This window comes from Rothia sp. HMSC076D04, from assembly GCF_001814645.1.
GTDB classification, from domain to species: domain Bacteria; phylum Actinomycetota; class Actinomycetes; order Actinomycetales; family Micrococcaceae; genus Rothia; species Rothia mucilaginosa.
On sequence record NZ_KV817374.1, the window covers coordinates 250773 to 268026 of the forward strand.

15 protein-coding genes are annotated in these 17254 nt (G+C 60.7%); 3 read left to right on the top strand and 12 right to left on the bottom strand.

From position 1 onward, the window contains the following. Positions 1–229: 229 nt before the first annotated feature. The 5 genes from HMPREF2980_RS08870 to sdhC form a co-directional block, all read right to left on the bottom strand. Positions 230–1480, bottom strand: coding sequence for an amidohydrolase (locus tag HMPREF2980_RS08870; RefSeq protein ID WP_049352135.1), 1251 nt, complete (start codon positions 1478–1480; stop codon positions 230–232). Positions 1481–1722: 242 nt separating this feature from the next. After that, complete coding sequence (locus HMPREF2980_RS08875; RefSeq protein WP_005508960.1) at positions 1723–2511, bottom strand: succinate dehydrogenase iron-sulfur subunit; 789 nt, start codon at positions 2509–2511, stop codon at positions 1723–1725. 1 nt (position 2512) lies between these two features. Beyond that, complete coding sequence (sdhA, locus tag HMPREF2980_RS08880) at positions 2513–4276, bottom strand: succinate dehydrogenase flavoprotein subunit (RefSeq protein ID WP_049338687.1); 1764 nt, start codon at positions 4274–4276, stop codon at positions 2513–2515. A gap of 51 nt (positions 4277–4327) precedes the next feature. Next, the gene (locus tag HMPREF2980_RS08885; protein WP_005506820.1) at positions 4328–4813 is read right to left on the bottom strand and encodes a succinate dehydrogenase hydrophobic membrane anchor subunit; all 486 of its coding nucleotides are present in this window, start codon (positions 4811–4813) and stop codon (positions 4328–4330) included. Positions 4814–4816: 3 nt separating this feature from the next. After that, positions 4817–5275 (bottom strand): succinate dehydrogenase, cytochrome b556 subunit, encoded by a 459-nt coding sequence (gene sdhC, locus HMPREF2980_RS08890; RefSeq protein ID WP_005506819.1) that lies wholly within the window; start codon positions 5273–5275, stop codon positions 4817–4819. Between the two features lie 346 nt (positions 5276–5621). Between sdhC and HMPREF2980_RS08895 the strand changes: the two genes are divergently transcribed. After that, on the top strand, positions 5622–6731 hold the full coding sequence (locus tag HMPREF2980_RS08895) for a mannose-1-phosphate guanylyltransferase (protein ID WP_049356077.1): 1110 nt from the start codon (positions 5622–5624) through the stop codon (positions 6729–6731). A gap of 285 nt (positions 6732–7016) precedes the next feature. Then, positions 7017–8429, top strand: coding sequence for a hypothetical protein (locus HMPREF2980_RS08900; protein ID WP_371326331.1), 1413 nt, complete (start codon positions 7017–7019; stop codon positions 8427–8429). 104 nt (positions 8430–8533) lie between these two features. On the opposite strand, the gene HMPREF2980_RS08905 is transcribed toward HMPREF2980_RS08900, so the two are convergent. From HMPREF2980_RS08905 to HMPREF2980_RS08915, 3 genes are all read right to left on the bottom strand, one after another. Further along, a complete protein-coding gene (locus tag HMPREF2980_RS08905; protein ID WP_070678646.1) occupies positions 8534–9112 on the bottom strand; it encodes a 2'-5' RNA ligase family protein in 579 nt (192 codons plus the stop codon). A 51-nt stretch (positions 9113–9163) separates the two neighbouring features. After that, positions 9164–10228 carry a tryptophan--tRNA ligase gene (gene trpS, locus HMPREF2980_RS08910; RefSeq protein WP_070688365.1) on the bottom strand — a complete coding sequence of 355 codons (1065 nt, stop codon included), beginning with the start codon at positions 10226–10228 and terminating at the stop codon, positions 9164–9166. A gap of 86 nt (positions 10229–10314) precedes the next feature. Continuing rightward, entirely contained in the window at positions 10315–11190 is an 876-nt protein-coding gene (locus tag HMPREF2980_RS08915) for an exodeoxyribonuclease III (protein WP_005508971.1), read from the bottom strand. 80 nt (positions 11191–11270) lie between these two features. Here HMPREF2980_RS08915 and HMPREF2980_RS08920 point away from each other — a divergent pair, with 80 nt between their 5' ends. Continuing rightward, a complete protein-coding gene (locus tag HMPREF2980_RS08920; protein ID WP_070691484.1) occupies positions 11271–12104 on the top strand; it encodes a GntR family transcriptional regulator in 834 nt (277 codons plus the stop codon). A 106-nt stretch (positions 12105–12210) separates the two neighbouring features. On the opposite strand, the gene HMPREF2980_RS08925 is transcribed toward HMPREF2980_RS08920, so the two are convergent. The 4 genes from HMPREF2980_RS08925 to purH all read right to left on the bottom strand — a co-directional run bounded on the left by HMPREF2980_RS08925 (position 12211) and on the right by purH (position 17245). After that, entirely contained in the window at positions 12211–13089 is an 879-nt protein-coding gene (locus HMPREF2980_RS08925) for a bifunctional methylenetetrahydrofolate dehydrogenase/methenyltetrahydrofolate cyclohydrolase (RefSeq protein WP_005508973.1), read from the bottom strand. Between the two features lie 205 nt (positions 13090–13294). Next, entirely contained in the window at positions 13295–14569 is a 1275-nt protein-coding gene (gene glyA, locus HMPREF2980_RS08930) for a serine hydroxymethyltransferase (RefSeq protein WP_049346827.1), read from the bottom strand. Positions 14570–14827: 258 nt separating this feature from the next. Continuing rightward, complete coding sequence (locus tag HMPREF2980_RS08935; protein ID WP_005506809.1) at positions 14828–15409, bottom strand: TetR/AcrR family transcriptional regulator; 582 nt, start codon at positions 15407–15409, stop codon at positions 14828–14830. 225 nt (positions 15410–15634) lie between these two features. Next, positions 15635–17245, bottom strand: a complete 1611-nt coding sequence (purH, locus tag HMPREF2980_RS08940) for a bifunctional phosphoribosylaminoimidazolecarboxamide formyltransferase/IMP cyclohydrolase (protein WP_070691485.1) — start codon at positions 17243–17245, stop codon at positions 15635–15637. Between the last annotated feature and the right edge of the window lie 9 nt (positions 17246–17254).

Below are 17254 nucleotides of genomic sequence, written 5' to 3' on the forward strand. Positions count from 1 at the left end.
TGCGCCGTGTGATGATGCGCCACCTCCTTCATCCCCCGCAGGTGTGTGGGCACGGGGTCGGAAACATGACGCAAATGTCCTCATAATCCTTTTAATTCTATCGCGTGCATAGAGTTTCACCCCGCTACTCGGTGAGAGGTAACGGGGTGAAACTTCTACACTTTTCAAGGCTTAATGCGGCTATAGAGTCGCGCCTTCAAGACTGCAGAATAAGCTTTCGAAAAGCTCTTTAGCGTGCCTCATCGCGAATGGGGTTTGCAGCCTTCGCCGCCTTCGCCAGCTCAAAACGGACGGCGCGTAGCGCGGTTGCCGCCATAACACGCACACCAATACCGATCGCCTGCTCGCTCGGGGCGTAATCACCCTGATGCAAATCGTAGGTGGGGTCGCCGGGGGCGCGGGTACCCAGACGGAACATGGAGCCGGGAACTTCCTGTAGCATCCAGGCGAAGTCTTCTCCGCCCATGGACTGTTCAACCAGCACAATCGAGTCTTCGCCCAGCTCGGCGCGAGCCGCGTTCTCCAGCATGGTGGTTTCCAGGTCGGTGTTCACGACCGGCGGCACACCGCGGATGTGCTCCACGCGCGCGGTCACGCCGAAGGGTACGGCGACCTGCTCAATCACTTCGTCCAGCATGTTGCCTGCCTGACGCCATACCTCAACGTCCAGGCAACGCATGGTGCCCGCCAGGTAGCCCTCGGCGGGGATAGCGTTGGGAGCAACACCGGCACTGACCTGACCCCAGGCAACCAGCACGCCCGAACGTACGTCGGTGCGGCGGGTCAGCACGGCGGGAACCTGCACAGCAATCTGGCTCATCGCGTAGATGAGGTCTTCGGTCAGGTGCGGGCGAGAAGTGTGGCCGCCGTGACCGCTCAGGTGAATCTTGATGGTGTCGGATGCGCTAGTAATCGCACCGATACGGGTACCAATCTGGCCCAGGTCCACCTTCGGGTCGCAGTGCAGGGCAAAGGCACGCGGAATGTCCTTGAGCAGACCCTGAGCAATCATCTGCACGGCGCCACCGGGAAGCTGCTCCTCAGCGGGCTGGAAGAGAATACGGACGCTACGGCCCAGCGGGGTCTTCTCGTTCAGCTCGTGCAGTGCCAGAGCCACGCCGAGCATGACGGTCTGGTGAATATCGTGACCGCAGGCGTGCATCACGCCGGGTACGGTGGAGGCGTAGGGCAGACCGGTCTGCTCAACAATGGGCAGAGCATCAATATCGGCGCGCAGAGCCACGGCGAAGGGGCCGCTTCCGATATCGACGTAGCAGCCGGTGCCTTCGCAGGCGACGGGGTTCATGCCGGCTTCTCGCAGTCGGTTCATGAGGCGCTCAGTGGTTGCGATTTCGCGGAAGGAAAGTTCCGGGTTGGCGTGCACTTCGCGGCGGAACTGCACGAGGGTACCCATCGTGCGCTCCACCCAGTCGTCGAAGACGGGGGTGGACAAATCGTAGCGAGAATTAGCGAAAACCATACACAGTAGAATAACGCCGCCCGCCGGGGTTTACCTACCCGCTGTCCCTTTCTGACAGCACTCGAGAATATCTATGACTTTATGACAGATTGTGAAGAATACTCCCACCCGCCGAAGCCCCGAAAATGCTCTGCCCCACGATTTTGTTGCCGGCCTTTTTTGTTAAACGACTCAAGCCGCCACCCGGTGTGGGTGACGGCTTGAATCGTCAATGCTGTATCAGCTGATACCGCGTACTCAGATTAGAGCGAGCGGCTCAGGATTGCCTGCTTCACCTCGGCAATAGCCTTGGTAATCTGGATGCCACGGGGGCAAGCCTCGGTGCAGTTGAAGGTGGTACGGCAACGCCATACGCCTTCCTTGTCGTTGAGGATCTCCAGACGCAGGTCGCCTGCGTCATCGCGCGAGTCGAAGATGAAGCGGTGTGCGTTCACGATAGCGGAGGGGCCGAAGTACTGACCGTCGGTCCAGAAGACCGGGCAGGACGAGGTACATGCTGCGCAGAGGATGCACTTGGTGGTGTCATCGAAACGTGCACGGTCCTCAATGGTCTGCAGGCGCTCACGCTCAGGCTCGTTCGAGTCGTTGATGAAGAACGGCATAATCTCGCGGTATGCCTGGAAGAAGGGCTCCATGTCAACGATGAGGTCCTTTTCGCAGGGCAGACCCTTGATGGGCTCAACGGTAATCGGCTTGGTCAGGTCAAGGTCCTTCAGCAGGGTCTTGCAAGCCAGGCGGTTACGGCCGTTGATGCGCATTGCGTCCGAGCCGCAGATGCCGTGTGCACAGGAGCGGCGGAAGGAGACGGAGCCGTCTACTTCCCACTTGATCTTGTGTAGAGCATCCAGCACGCGGTCGGTGCGGTACATGGTCAGCGGGAATTCATCCCAGTACGCCTCGGAGGAAACTTCCGGGTTGTAGCGACGAATCTTGATGACCACATCGTAGGTGGGGATGGAGTCGGAGTCGCCGCCGGTCATACCCTCAAACAGCTTGACGGATTCCGGTTCGGGGAGTTCGTTTTCAGCCATTTTAGTACTTACGCTCCTTCGGCTCGTAGCGGGTGTAGACAACGGGCTTGGTTTCGAATCGCAGACCCTTGACACCCTCAAACTCGGATTCGGGGTCGAGGTAGACCATCGAGTGCTTCATGAAGTTAACGTCGTCACGCTTGGGGAAGTCCTCGCGGTAGTGACCACCACGGGATTCCTTACGGTGCAGTGCACCAACGGACATGACCTTTGCCAGCTCAATCAGGAAGCCGAGCTCAACAGCCTCGAGCAGGTCGAGGTTGAAGCGCTTGCCCTTGTCCTGGATGGCGATGTTCTTGTAGCGCTCTTCCAGTTCAGCAATAGTTGCCAGTGCTGCGCGGATGGTCTCGTCGGTACGGAACACCTGCATGTCAGCTTCCATAGCCTTCTGCAGGTCTGCGCGGATAGCGCCGACCTTCTCGGTGCCCTTACCTTCGAGGATGCCGTTGAGCATGTTGAGAACGCGATCTGCTGCGTCGTCCGGAACCGGTACAAACTCAGCGGATGCTGCGTACTCTGCTGCCTTGCGGCCTGCACGCTTACCGAACACGTTGATGTCCAGCAGGGAGTTGGTGCCCAGACGGTTTGCACCGTGGACGGACACGCAAGCAACCTCACCAGCTGCGTAGAGGCCGGGGATGGTCTCCTTGCTGTTGTGGTAGACCTCGGTCTCGTTGTTGGTGGGGATACCGCCCATTGCGTAGTGCGCGGTGGGGAACACCGGGATGGGCTGGTGGTGCGGTTCCACTGCCAGGTAGGTACGAGCGAACTCGGTAATGTCCGGCAGCTTCTCGTCGATGTGGGAGGGCTCCAGGTGGGTCAGGTCCAGCAGCACGTAGTCCTTGTGGGGACCGCAACCGCGGCCTTCGCGCACCTCGTTTGCCATTGCACGTGCCACGATATCGCGGGGTGCGAGGTCCTTAATGGTGGGTGCGTAGCGCTCCATGAAGCGCTCACCGTCAGCATTACGGAGAATACCGCCTTCACCACGAGCACCCTCGGTGACGAGAATGCCCAGGCCAGCCAGGCCGGTCGGGTGGAACTGAACGAATTCCATGTCCTCCAGGGGCAGGCCTGCACGCAGTGCGATAGCCATGCCGTCACCGGTGAGGGTGTGTGCGTTGGAGGTGGTCTTGAAAATCTTGCCACAGCCGCCGGATGCGAAGATCACGGACTTAGCCTGGAAGACGTGGACCTCGCCGGTTGCCAGGTCGTAGGAGACGACGCCGGCGGGGCGGGGCTTACCCTCTTCGTCCTTGACCAGAATCAGGTCGAGAACGTAGAACTCGTTGTAGAACTCCACATTGTGACGAACGCAGTTCTGGTAGAGGGTCTGCAGAATCATGTGGCCGGTACGGTCAGCTGCGTAGCATGCGCGGCGCACAGCAGCCTTACCGTGGTCACGGGTGTGACCGCCGAAGCGGCGCTGGTCAATGCGGCCTTCAGGGGTTCGGTTGAAGGGAAGACCCATCTTCTCCAGGTCGAGCACAGCGTCAATAGCTTCCTTAGCCATGATTTCTGCTGCGTCCTGGTCGACCAGGTAGTCGCCACCCTTGACGGTGTCAAAGGTGTGCCACTCCCAGTTGTCCTCTTCAACGTTAGCCAGAGCGGCGCACATGCCACCCTGTGCCGCACCGGTATGGGAGCGGGTGGGGTATAGCTTGGTCAGTACCGCGGTGCGAACTCGCTGGCCGGCCTCAATGGCGGCACGCATACCTGCGCCACCGGCACCGACGATCACTACATCGTACTTATGTACCTGCATGATGTTCTTTCTGTGTTTTAGATGTTTTCGTTTGTCTCGGATACGTCGCCGTTAGCGTGCCGAGCAGAAGCTGGGGAGCAGTTCAGCCGCTGCACCGGAGGGGCAGGGGTCGAACGCGAAGATGGTGAGGGTACCAACCAGCAGGACGAATGCGCATGCTGCGAAGAGGATCACCTTCAGCCAAACGCGCAGGCGGTCCTTCTCTGCGTAGTCATCGATGATGACGCGGATGCCGTTAGCACCGTGCAGCATAGCCAGCCAGAGCAGCAGCAGATCCCAGACCTGCCAGAAGGGGTTCGCCCACTTGCCGCCCACGAAGCCGAAGTCGATGGCGTGGATGCCGTCGCCGACCATGAGGTTGGAGAACAGGTGGCCGAAAATCAGCACGACGAGTACGACGCCGGACAGGCGCATACCCAGCCAAGCGAACATCTCAAAGTTGTTGCGCTTGGAGGAGGAGCGGTTGTACTTCACACCGTCGATGCGGTTGTCACGCAGACGGGGTACATAGGTGCGGGGCTTAAGCGGAGTAGCCATAGTTTAGTGACCTCCCATGTGCGAGAAAACGATCGGCAGGTGACGCGCTGCGAAGCCCGCAACGGTAATTGCCCAGAGGAAAAGCACAACCCAGAGAATCTTGATGTGCGTGTAGGTTGCCTTCTGGCTGATTTCGACGTTGCCGTCCTTGTTCTTCGCCTGAATGTGCTCCACGTGCGAGTTGGTTGCCTTACCCCAGAAGTCAATGAGGATAATGCGAATACCGTTGAACGCGTGGTAGACGATGGCGGCGACAAGCGCGGTCTCACCCAGGCCCATGATGGGGTTCTTGTACAGGCTCAGTACACCGTTGTAGGCCTCCGGGGAGATACGCACGACGGCAGTATCTAGGATGTGTACAAGAAGGAAGAAGAAAATCGCGATACCGGTAATGCGATGAGCAACCCAGGACCACATGCCCCAGCGGCCGCGGTAGAGGGTTCCTTTAGAACCATTCAACACTGAATAACCTCCTGCTGCGACGGCGAGCTTCCGGGTTCTGATGGGTCATTGTGATCCTCAGCTTCCGGGCATGACTGTGTGCTCACCGACTGCTTTTGTTCGTCTGTTACTTCCAAGATATCAGGTAAATTCACAGCTTACTGACACCCTGTTTAGGGTTTTTTTACAGGTTCCAAAAGCGAATTAGAGCATGTTTTTATTACCATATCGCCTACTTCCCTGTGTTTGTGCGGGACTTACCTTAACCTAACCTCAAACATCGCCTAAATGAGAGCCGCCTGACACTTTTTTGTTAAAACCTAAAAGAATTCGATATATGACAAATTCACCCGCTATTCTTGAAGCGATGAATACTGCACTCACTCGATTCCGCCCGCTTATTCCTGCCGGCGGTGTTGGCTCGCGTTTGTGGCCCCTATCCCGCGCGCACGCCCCGAAATTCCTACTCGACCTCACCTCGTCGGGCAATTCCCTGTTGCGTGACACCTACGACCGTCTCATCGATCTCAGCAACGGTTCCGTCATGGTAGTTACCGGCACTTCGCACGCCAATGCGGTTACCCAGCAGATTCCTGAACTGCGTGCCGCTGACCTGGTACTGGAGCCCTCCCCCAAGGATTCGGCTGCAGCTATCGGCCTGGCTTGCGCTATCATCCACCGCCGCGAACCGGACGCCATCATCGGCTCCTTCGCAGCTGACCACGTGATCAGCCCGGTGGACGAGTTCCACCGTGTGGTGACCGAAGCTGTCATCACCGCGGCAACCGGCAAGATTGTCACCATCGGCATTACTCCCACCGAGCCCTCCAGCGCGTTTGGCTACATTCACGCCAGCGAGTCCCTGGGCATCGAAGGCGCTCCCAATGCTCACGCCGTGGACACCTTCGTGGAAAAGCCGGACACCGCTACCGCACAGAAGTACCTGGATTCCGGTGAGTACACCTGGAACGCAGGCATGTTCGTGGCGCCGGCAGCCCTGATGCTCAAGCACCTCGAGGCGAACGAGCCCGAGCTATACGCAGGCATTATGGAGATCGCTAATGCTTGGGACACCCCCGAGCGTGAGGCTGTTATGGACCGCGTGTGGGAGACCCTGCCGAAGACCGCTATCGACTACGCTGTGGCTGAGCCCGCAGCGGCAGCGGGTGACGTCGCAATGGTTCCCGGCTCCTTCAGCTGGGACGACGTTGGAGACTTCGACGCCGTGGCACGCCTGAACACCGAGAAGAGCGGCGAAGAGCTGACTATCCTCGGCGAGAAGGATAACGTGATTAACCACGGTTGCTCCGGCATCGTTGTTGCAAACACCGAGCGTAAGATCTCTATCATTGGCCTCGACGACATCGTTGTGGTGGATACCCCCGATGCTCTGCTGGTCGCTCCGCGCTCCAAGGCACAGGCCGTCAAGGATGCTGTGGGCGAGGTCAAGGCACGAGGCCTGAACAACCTCCTCTAAATTCTGGCCCTGAGCAGGTACATGAGCCTTACTCGAGCAAAAGATACCTCTAGAAATCGGCTCTCTTCTTTTCGGAAGGGAGCCGGTTTTCTTTTGCCCTAATGGGTCATTTTGCGGGCGGTTTCAGGGCTTTTGCCTAGTGGGGCGCGGAAGGATGCTCCCTGCGGCTGGGCGGGGTTCGGAATGCCTTACGCACCCGGCGTGGGTTGCGCTTCCAGACTCTGATACGAGCCAAGGATCAACCACTATAGAGAACCATTCTCATGTTAGTCTTGGTGCATGCACATGACCCGTAAGTTTTTCCTCACCCGCGCCGGCGCACTCGGCGCAGTAGCCGCCCTCGCCCTGACCGCATGCGGCTCCCAGACCACCCAGACCGGCCAGAATACACAGACCAGCCCCAGCGCCTCCACCTCCGCGAGCGCAACCCCCGCCCCCATCACCGAAGGCAAGGGCGCGGCAAGTCGCGTCGCCATCACCTACGACGGTGGCGTGCTCGTCTATGATGCCAAGGACATGAAGCTGCTCGCAGACATCCCCAAGGAAGGCTTCCTGCGCCTCTCCGACGCTGGCGATAACCGCCACCTCGTCGTTGCAGACGGCAACAGCTACACCTTCCTGGACACCGGCGTATGGTCCGTAGCGCACGGCGACCACTCGCACTACTACACCACTTCCCCGTCGCTGTCTTCGCTGTCTCTGGCGGCTGACCACACCGGTCACGTCATCAAGGACAACGGCAAGGTCGCGGCATTCGCTGACGGCACCGGCTCCTTCGCCGTGTACGATCCGGCGAAGCTGACCCATGACAAGCGCACCGCCTCCTCCCTGGAGACCACCACCGTCACCCTGCCGAAGCCGCACCACGGCTTCGCAATCCCGCTGCCCAACGACCAGTACCTGGTAGCGGTCGGCGACTCGAAGACCCGCACCGGTGCCGCTGTTGTGGATGCTCAGGGCAAGACCGTCACCGAGAGCCCCGCCTGCCCCGGCGTTCACGGTGAAGCTATCGCCAAGGACGGCGCGTTCTCCATCGGTTGCACCGACGGCGCGCTGGTCTACAAGGACGGCAAGTTCACCAAGATCACCAATCCCGAGGACCCGTACTCGCGCTCGGGTAACCAGGCCGGTAAGGCTGACTCCCAGTACGTTCTGGCGGACTACAAGACCGACAAGGACGCTAAGCTGGAGCGCCCCGAGAAGTTCTCCATTATCGACACCGTTGCGGCAACCCGCACCGTCTACTCCCTGCCTTCTGGCGTGAGCTACACCTTCCGTTCGCTGGCTCGCGGCCCCCAGGGTGAGGCGCTACTGCTGACCACCGACGGTAAGCTGCGCGTCTTCGATCCGGCGACCGGTGCCGAGCTCGGCTCCGTACAGCTCATGGAGGCGTGGACCGAGTCTGAGACGTGGCAGGACGAGCGTCCGGCACTGTGGGTGGACGGTAAGACCGCCTACGTGACCGACCCGGCGACCAAGAAGCTCATTGCGGTGTCCCTGTCGAACCCGGCAGCACCGAAGGAGCTGATGAGCGTGGAGCTTCCGAAGACCCCGAACGAGATCCTGGGTGTCTCCTCCTCGAACGCTGCACCGGTTGAGGCTGAGGCACACGGCTCTGAGGCACACGGCGCTGCTTCCTCCTCGGCTTCGGCTGACGCGCACGAGTCCGGTAAGGCTCATGAGGGCCACTCCCACTAGGGCTCTCACGCTGAAATAAACCTAGCGAAAACGTAAAGAGAGATGCGACCGATAGCTTATCGGTCGCATCTCTCGTTACGTATTCCAGGCTTATACGCCAGCTCCTAACGCAGCGGCAGAACGCTAATCTCTTCCCAGTCCTGCCCGTCATAGGAGTAGCAGTGCAGGTGATCCACGGTGAAGGTGCGCTGCTCGGCAGGCAGAGCATCAAACACCTCACGGGCGTTCGCCACCTGCTCTTCCGTGAGCCCGTGACCCAGGGTCACGTGCGGCACGTAGGGGAAGGACGCCGCGCCGGCACCGAATAGCTCAACCAGCTTCTGGTGAATCTGCTCGAACTCGGCCCTACCCGCCTCCAGGTTCAGGTACTCCACCTCGGTGACCGGGCGGAAGGAGTGCACCGAACCCCAGCGCGCCTCAAAACGCGGCGTGTCCAGCGCGTCGCGGAACTGCGGGGACTGCACCTCAGCCATTAGAGACTCGTTCAGCTCCGTCAGGTACACGGTCACGTGGGTACTGATAGGCGCCACCGCACCACCGGCTACCGCGCGCTTCCACTCTTCCAGGCGCTGAACATTCTCACCGCTCACGTGCGCAATAACGCTCAGGTAGCGGCGACCGGGTTTCAGGGTCGGGGATACAGGAGCCGTCGTGGGGCTCGAAGAGTTCTCTTGTGCTGTCATCTCAATCGTGCAGGTAATGCGGCGTCTCAGCCGGACTGGCTGAACAGCGCGCTAGATTGCTGCGGCAGGCAGGAAGCCAACCTTCTTGTACACGTTCTCAATGGTGACCGTAGCGATCTCGCGGGCAGCGGATGCACCCACAGCCAGCAGGCGGTCCAGCTCGGCGGGGTCGTCCATCAGCTCGAGGGTACGCTCACGCACCGGGGTGAGGCGCTCCACTACGATATCGGCAAGGTCAACCTTCAGGTGGCCGTACATCTTGCCCTCGTAGCGTGCCACGATCTCGTCGATGCTCTCGCCGGTCATTGCCGAGTAGATGGAGAGCAGGTTGGAGACGCCGGGCTTAGCCTCGCGGTCGTAGGCGATGACGGAGCCGTCATCGGTCACGGCGGACTTAATCTTCTTCTGGGTGACCTTGGGGGTGTCCAGAAGCTTAATCAGGCCCTTATCGGATGCCGCAGACTTGGACATCTTCGAGGTCGGGTCCTGCAGGTCGTAAATCTTAGCGGTTTCCTTCAGAATCACCGGCTCGGGCACCACGAAGGTCTCACCGAAACGGGAGTTGAAACGCTGAGCCAGGTTACGGGTCAGCTCCAGGTGCTGACGCTGATCCTCACCCACGGGCACGCCGTCCACCTGGTAGAGCAGGATGTCGGCAGCCATCAGAATCGGGTAGGTGAACAGACCCACTGAGGCGTTCTCGGCGCCCTGCTTCTGGGACTTGTCCTTGAACTGGGTCATACGGGAGGCCTCACCGAAGCCGGTGAAGCAGTTCAGAATCCACGCCAGCTGGGCGTGCTCGGGCACGTGCGACTGCACGAACAGCGGGGTGCGGGTCGGGTCGATACCGGAGGCGATGTACTGCGCCGCGGTCAGGCGGGTACGCTCATGCAGTTCCTCGGGGTTCTGAGGAACGGTGATGGCGTGCATATCCGGGATAAAGAACAGGCATTCGTTATTCGGGTCGTCCTGCAACGCGACCCAGTTGTTCACAGCACCAATGTAGTTACCCAGGTGCATCGAATCAGCCGACGGCTGCGCACCCGAGTAGATACGTGCCTTCTGCTGAGAGGCGTTAGGGATGAGGGACTTATCCTGCTTCTTTTCGTCTGCCATAGTTATTTCCTGTGCAGTTCTTCCTATGCGGTGCTGCGGACGGTGCAGCACATCTTCAAAAACTTATCTGTAGGTGGGTCTGCGTCTTACTCACCGATGCGGTAGTCAACCACGAGCGGCGCGTGATCGCTGAAACGCTCATCGTAGCTTGCCGCACGGTCCACGACCGCTTCCACGGCGCTTTCGGCGAGCGCCGGAGTCGCCATGTGGTAGTCGATACGCCAGCCTGCGTCATTATCGAACGCCTTACCGCGGTAAGACCACCAGGTGTAGGGGCCAGGCACCTGACCCGCCAGCTCACGAGCCACATCGCGGTAGCCGATATCGCCGAAGAAGCGGTCAAAGTAGGCGCGTTCCTCCGGCAGGAAGCCGGCACGCTTCTGGTTAGCCTTCCAGTTCTTAATGTCCAGCTCGGTGTGGCCCACGTTCAAATCGCCCACGATGAGCACGTGGTCCGAGTGCTTTGCCAGTTCAGGCATGCGCACCAGCATGCGCTCCAGGAAGCGGTACTTATCGTCCTGCTTCTGGGTGCCGACCTCGCCGGAGTGAACGTAGGCGCTGACCACGGTCAGGGTCTTGCCGTTGGGCAGAACGTAGTCCGCCTCAACCCAGCGGCCCGAATCGTCAAAGTACTCTTCGCCAATATTCGAGCGGGTCGCGACCGGCTGGTTCTCCAGGAGTTCACCGGCAGAGTTCGGGGTGCGGCGGGTCGCCACCAGCACGCCGGCGCGGCCCTTCGCGGCAGCCTCCGCGTGCAGAATATGCCACTGGGATTCGTCCAGCAGCTCACGCACGATAGCGTCGGGGGCGCGCACCTCCTGCAGGCAGAGAATGTCGATATCACGGCTCGCCAACCACGCCGCCATATCCTTCTTGTAGGCGGCTCGGATACCGTTCACATTCACGCTCGCCACGCGAAGCAGACCGCTCGGACGCGGTGCAGGGGTGTTAGAAAAATGCATAGTCTTAATTATGCCAGTTTGAGGGAAGAGAAATTTTCACTCGTGCGCGTTTTTTCTCTGGCTGAACGGTAAACTATTGGGTGATGAATTCACACTCCTCACATACCACCGACCACGGTGCCCCCTCACATCCTGCGGGCACCTCCGCCTCCGAAAGTACCGCTCACAACGCTGAGAGCCGCTACGAGCTACCCCCGATTCCCGGCCCGAAGTACGAGCAGGTCATCCACTACATTGAGCAGCGCTACATTATTCCCGGCAAGCCCGGCGATAAGCTGCCCACCGAACGCATGATTCAGCAGAACTTTGGGGTGAGCCGCCAGACGGTTCGTAGCGCCCTGAAGGTTCTGATTGAACGCGGCCTGCTCTACAACGTGCAGGGCTCCGGCACCTACGTTGCCGAGCGCACCGACGCCACCTACATTCCGCGCGTGGACACCTTCGTTGACGATATGCGCCGCCGCGGTTTTGAGGGCTCCACCCGCATGATTGCGACCCGCTGGGTGGACGCCACCGAAGAGATCTCCACCCACCTATCCGTGCCGGTGGGCGAGCAGGTGCTGTTCGTGCGCCGCCTGCGTCTTGCCGACCATGAAGTCATCGGCTTTGAGCGTTCCTACTTTGTGAAAGCCGCCGCAAGTAGCATCCTGGACGCCATGATGGCGGAGATGTCCGGTGCGATGAGCTCGCTAGACCAGCTTGCCGACACCCCCAACGCCATTAAGCACGCCCGCGTACGCACCAGTGCGGCGCTCTTCACCGACGCCGACGCCGAGGCGTTCAACCAGCAGGTTCCCGTGGGCGAGGCGGCGTTCAAGGTCTGCGCGACCGGCTACACCGAAGAAGGTAGCCCCGTAGAGTACGCAGAGACCCTGTACCTTGCCGATGCCTACTTCTACGAGATGATTCTCTAGCACCTGCCTTTTCTCTTGTGATGACAGCGTGAAGGGCGGTGCCCCGGTAGATTGTTCTACCGGGGCACCGCCCTTTTGAGTTATCAGCCCTGAAATGTTGCGAGCCTTACGCCGCCTGACGCTCCGCAGTCTCAACCACGTTCACCAGCAGCTCCGCGCGGGTCATCGGGCCCACACCGCCGGGGTTCGGGGAAACCCAGGACGCCTTCTGCGCAGCCTCCGGGGAGACATCGCCGAAGAGCTTCTTCTTGCCGGTCTCCGGGTCCTCAGCCCGGGAAACACCAACGTCCAGCAGGATTGCGCCGTCCTTGACCTGGTGAGCCTTCAGCACGTGCGGAACACCCACAGCGGCAACAATGACGTCAGCCTCGCGCAGTACCTCGTCCAGGTTCTCGGTACCGGTGTGCGCCAGGGTTGCGGTCGCGTTCACCTCGCGGCGGGTCAGCAGCAGACCCAGCGGGCGGCCCACGGTAATGCCGCGGCCGAGCACCACAACGTTCTTGCCGTTCCAGTCGATGCCGTGGCGCTTCACCAGCTCAATGACACCGTTGGGGGTGCAGGGCAGCGGGGAATCCAGCGGCTCAGAAACGTTCAGCACGAGCTTGCCGAGGTTGGTCGGGTGCAGGCCGTCAGCGTCCTTCTCGGGGGCGATGCGCTCCAGCACGCGGTTGGTGTCCAGGTGCTTGGGCAGGGGCAACTGCACAATGTAGCTGGTGCACGCCGGGTCGTTGTTCAGCTTGTCGATCTCTGCGTCGAGCTCTTCCTGAGTGATGTCACCGGGCAGGTCCACACGGATGGAGTTAATACCGATCTCTGCGCAGTCGCGGTGCTTAGCGCCCACGTACGAGCGGGATGCGGGGTCGTCACCGACCAGCACGGTACCCAGGCCGGGGGTAATACCCTTAGCCTTGAGCGCCTCGACGCGCTCCTTCAGCTCTTCCTTGATGGCTGCGGCGGTTGCGTTACCGTCTAGAATCTGGGGCATTGTTTTTCCTTCCATAGATTGCGGCGGGTTCGCCGAAACGGACGGTCTGTGTGTTGGGTTCTAGGGTGTGCCCCTAGAGGTACCACTCCCCCGCTACGTCCCTCAACGAATGTGGCGGGTAGAGCAGCAAAAAGTAAGAGGGCGAAATAACCCCGCCCGCTCAGCACCCACAGGGAATGTTGAGCGAACGGGGTCATTCATGGGTCTACCAGTTCTCGCTGCCCTGGTAGAGGGGGTACTTGGCGCACAGTGCCTCAACGCGGGCACGCAGCGCAGCGATGTCCGGGTTCGGCAGCAGTACGGAAGCGATAATGTCGGCAACCTCGGTGAAGCCCTCGGCGTCGAAGCCGCGGGTCGCCAGAGCAGGGGTACCGATACGCAGACCGGAGGTCACCATCGGCGGGCGGGGGTCGTTCGGCACAGCGTTACGGTTGACAGTAATACCGGCATCGTGCAGCAGGTCTTCTGCTTCCTTGCCGTTGAGGGCGTGGTTGCGCAGGTCAACAAGCACCAGGTGAACGTCAGTACCGCCGGATGCGATGGAAACGCCGGCGTCCTTCACATCCTGCTGCAGCAGGCGGTTCGCCAGGATCTGTGCGCCCTCAACGGTGCGCTTCTGGCGGTCCTTGAACGCGTCAGATGCGGCGACCTTGAACGCGGTAGCCTTCGCAGCGATCACGTGCATGAGCGGACCGCCCTGCTGACCGGGGAACACAGCGGAGTCAATCTTCTTCTTCAGCTCCTCGGTGCAGAGGATGAAGCCGGAGCGGGGACCGCCCAGAGTCTTGTGCACGGTGGAGGAAACCACGTGTGCGTGCGGGACGGGGTTCGGGTGCAGACCTGCAGCCACCAGGCCCGCGAAGTGGGCCATGTCCACCCACAGGTACGCGCCGATTTCGTCAGCAATCGCGCGGAACGCAGCGAAGTCCAACTGACGGGGGTACGCGGACCAGCCGGCAATAATCAGCTTGGGGCGCTCGGCAAGAGCCAGTTCACGCACCTGCTCCATGTCAACGCGGCCAGACTCGTCCACGCTGTACGCCACAACGTTGTACAGCTTGCCGGAGACGTTCAGCTTCATGCCGTGGGTCAGGTGGCCACCGTGTGCCAGGGACAGACCCATGATGGTGTCACCGGGGTTCAGCAGTGCATGCATGACGGCGTTGTTCGCCTGCGCACCGGAGTGCGGCTGAACGTTGGCGTGCTCAGCGCCGAAGAGTTCCTTCACACGGGAAATAGCGAGGGACTCAACGATGTCGACAAATTCGCAGCCGCCGTAGTAGCGGCGGCCGGGGTAACCCTCAGCGTACTTGTTGGTCAGTACCGAGCCCTGGCTTTCGAGGACGGCACGGGGGACGAAGTTCTCGGATGCAATCATCTCGAGGGTGTTCTGCTGGCGCTTGCGCTCCAGCTCAATGGCTTCTGCAACTTCGGGGTCAAGGTCGGCGAGGGGCATCTCGAGGATCTTCTGCTCGGACATTACGCTCCTGGGAGTGTTTTTGCATTATCTTCGGTCGCTCATCATCGGGGCTGCGGCAGTGTCTGCGGCTGAAAACCCTGAATGAAAAAATATGAGCTACACCTCATAATACCGTAAAGCCCGCTTTCCTTCGAGAAGGAAAACGGGCTTTACCAAGCATCACGATGAAGTTTTCACGGTGTCTGCGCGAGTCCGGCGCGGGGCGCACAACACACCCCGGCGGGCTTATTGGCGGCAGTTTACGCAGGTCTGTGCGCCCTACGCCTGACGCAGAATAGCGGAAGCGTACTCCAGGTACGCCTCGCGAGCGCTCTCCTTCTTACCGCCAGCCACCAGCTGGGTCTGCACCACGTAACCGGTCAGCACCGACAGCACCGCGGCACCGATAACGGTCAGCCACTCTTCAAGCTCTTCTTCGGTGAAGTCCAGCTCAGCGGCACCCCAGGCGCGGTAGCGTTCCAGGGACTGATCGCGCAGGTAGCTCAGCTGTTCAGACACCACGGTCGCCAGCTGCGGCATTGCCACAGCCTCGCCCCAGGTGACGAGCAGGTGACGGCGAATCTTGGGGGTGTCCAGCACCTTCAGGCACCCGAACACGTAGTCCCAGGGCTGTTCGGCGCGGATGCGGTCGAAGGGCGCCATGTCCATGCGGGCTGCCGCCAGGATGATTTCATCCTTGGAGGAGAAGTGGTTATAAATCGCTCCGGCAGACAGGCCGGTGGCCGCAATAATGTCGCTCATCGAAGCCTTCTGATAACCGTGCTTGATGAAGCATTCGCGGGCGGTCTCTACAATCTGAGAACGCCTGTTCTTTTTGTATTCTTCGCTGACTTTAGGCACAACCTAATCCTAGCGAATTTTTAGCCAATCCGTGCGCATCCTGGTCGCCGTTGACGCGCCCTCATGCGCAAATCCGGCGCAAAATAGAGCAAAAATTCTATAAATACGACTGCCCACAATACGGATGCACGGGCACCCGGTATAAAAGCGGGGCACCCCGGGTTTACCCCAGGATGCCCCGCTCACAGCAGGTAGCTCAGCGCGTACTGAGCCCGCTACACATTTTTAGTGGAAGAAGTGGCGGGTACCGGTCAGGTACATGGTCACGCCAGCAGCCTTAGCCGCCTCGATAACTTCCTCGTCGCGGATCGAACCGCCCGGGTGCACGACCGCACGCACACCGGCGTCCAGCAGCACCTGCAGGCCGTCAGCGAAGGGGAAGAACGCGTCGGATGCTGCAACCGCACCGCGAGCACGCTCGTTACCTTCACCGCCGAGAGTGTTCGCACGCTCAACCGAGAGCTTGCAGGAGTCCACGCGGTTCACCTGGCCCATGCCGATGCCCACAGCAGCGCCGTTATCGGCAAGCAGAATAGCGTTGGACTTGGGCGAACGCAGCGCACGCCACGCGAACTCGAGGTCGCGCAGGGTAGCCTCGTCAGCAGCCTCACCGGCAACCAGGGTCCAGTTCTTCGGGTCGTCACCCTCAGCCTGCAGGCGGTCAGCCTCCTGGAAGAGCGCACCACCGGAAATGGGGCGGTACTCGATAGCCTCGCGGGCGAAGCCCTCGGGCAGCACCAGCAGGCGCAGGTTCTTCTTCTCGCGCAGAATCTCCAGTGCCTCGGGCTCGTAGCCGGGAGCCACAACAACCTCGGTGAAGATGCCCTTGACGGTACGTGCCATTTCGGCAGTCACGGGGCGGTTAGCGGCAATCACGCCACCGTATGCGGACAGCGGGTCGCAAGCGTGCGCCTTCGCGTGAGCGTCCGCAATGGGGTCAGCCGCGCCGGGGGTTGCCACAGCAATACCGCAGGGGTTGTTGTGCTTGATAACGGCAACAGCGGGCTCGTCGAAGTCGTATGCGGCACGCAGAGCGGCGTCAGCGTCAACATAGTTGTTGTAGCTCATCGCCTTACCGTGCAGCTGCTCCGCCTGAGCAATGCCGGGGGCTGCAGCCGGGTCAACGTACAGGGCGGCACGCTGGTGCGGATTCTCGCCGTAACGCAGGGTCTCGCTGCGCTCGAAGCCCAGGCCGGCATACGGGGGCCAGAAGTTAGCGTCCTCATCCTGCAGGAACTGGGATGCGGTCCAGGTAGCCACGGCGGTATCGTATGCGGCGGTGTGGGCGAAAGCGCCGGCGGCCAGGCGGCGGCGCTCATCCAGGGAGAAACCACCGTTCTTAGCGGCCTCAACGGTGCGCGCGTAGTCGGCGGGGTCTACAACAATTGCGACGGCGTCGTGGTTCTTCGCGGCAGCGCGAACCATGGAGGGGCCACCAATGTCGATCTTCTCGATAATGGCGTCCTGATCGGCACCGGATGCAACGGTCTCAACGAAGGGGTACAGGTTCACAACCACCAGGTCGAACGCCTCAACGTCCAGCTCTTCAAGGGTGTCGATGTGCTCCTGCTTGCGGCGGTCAGCCAAAATACCAGCGTGGATGCGCGGGTGCAGGGTCTTCACGCGGCCTTCGAGGCACTCGGGGAAACCGGTCACTTCGGTGACCTCGGTGACGGGTACGCCTGCTGCCGCGATGGTGGATGCGGTGGAGCCGGTGGAGACCAGCGCGACGCCAGCCTCGTGCAGGCCGCGGGCGAACTCCTCCAGACCGGTCTTGTCGTAGACGGAAATGAGGGCGCGGCGCAGGGGCACGCGATCGAGCTCAATGAGAGACACAAATACTCC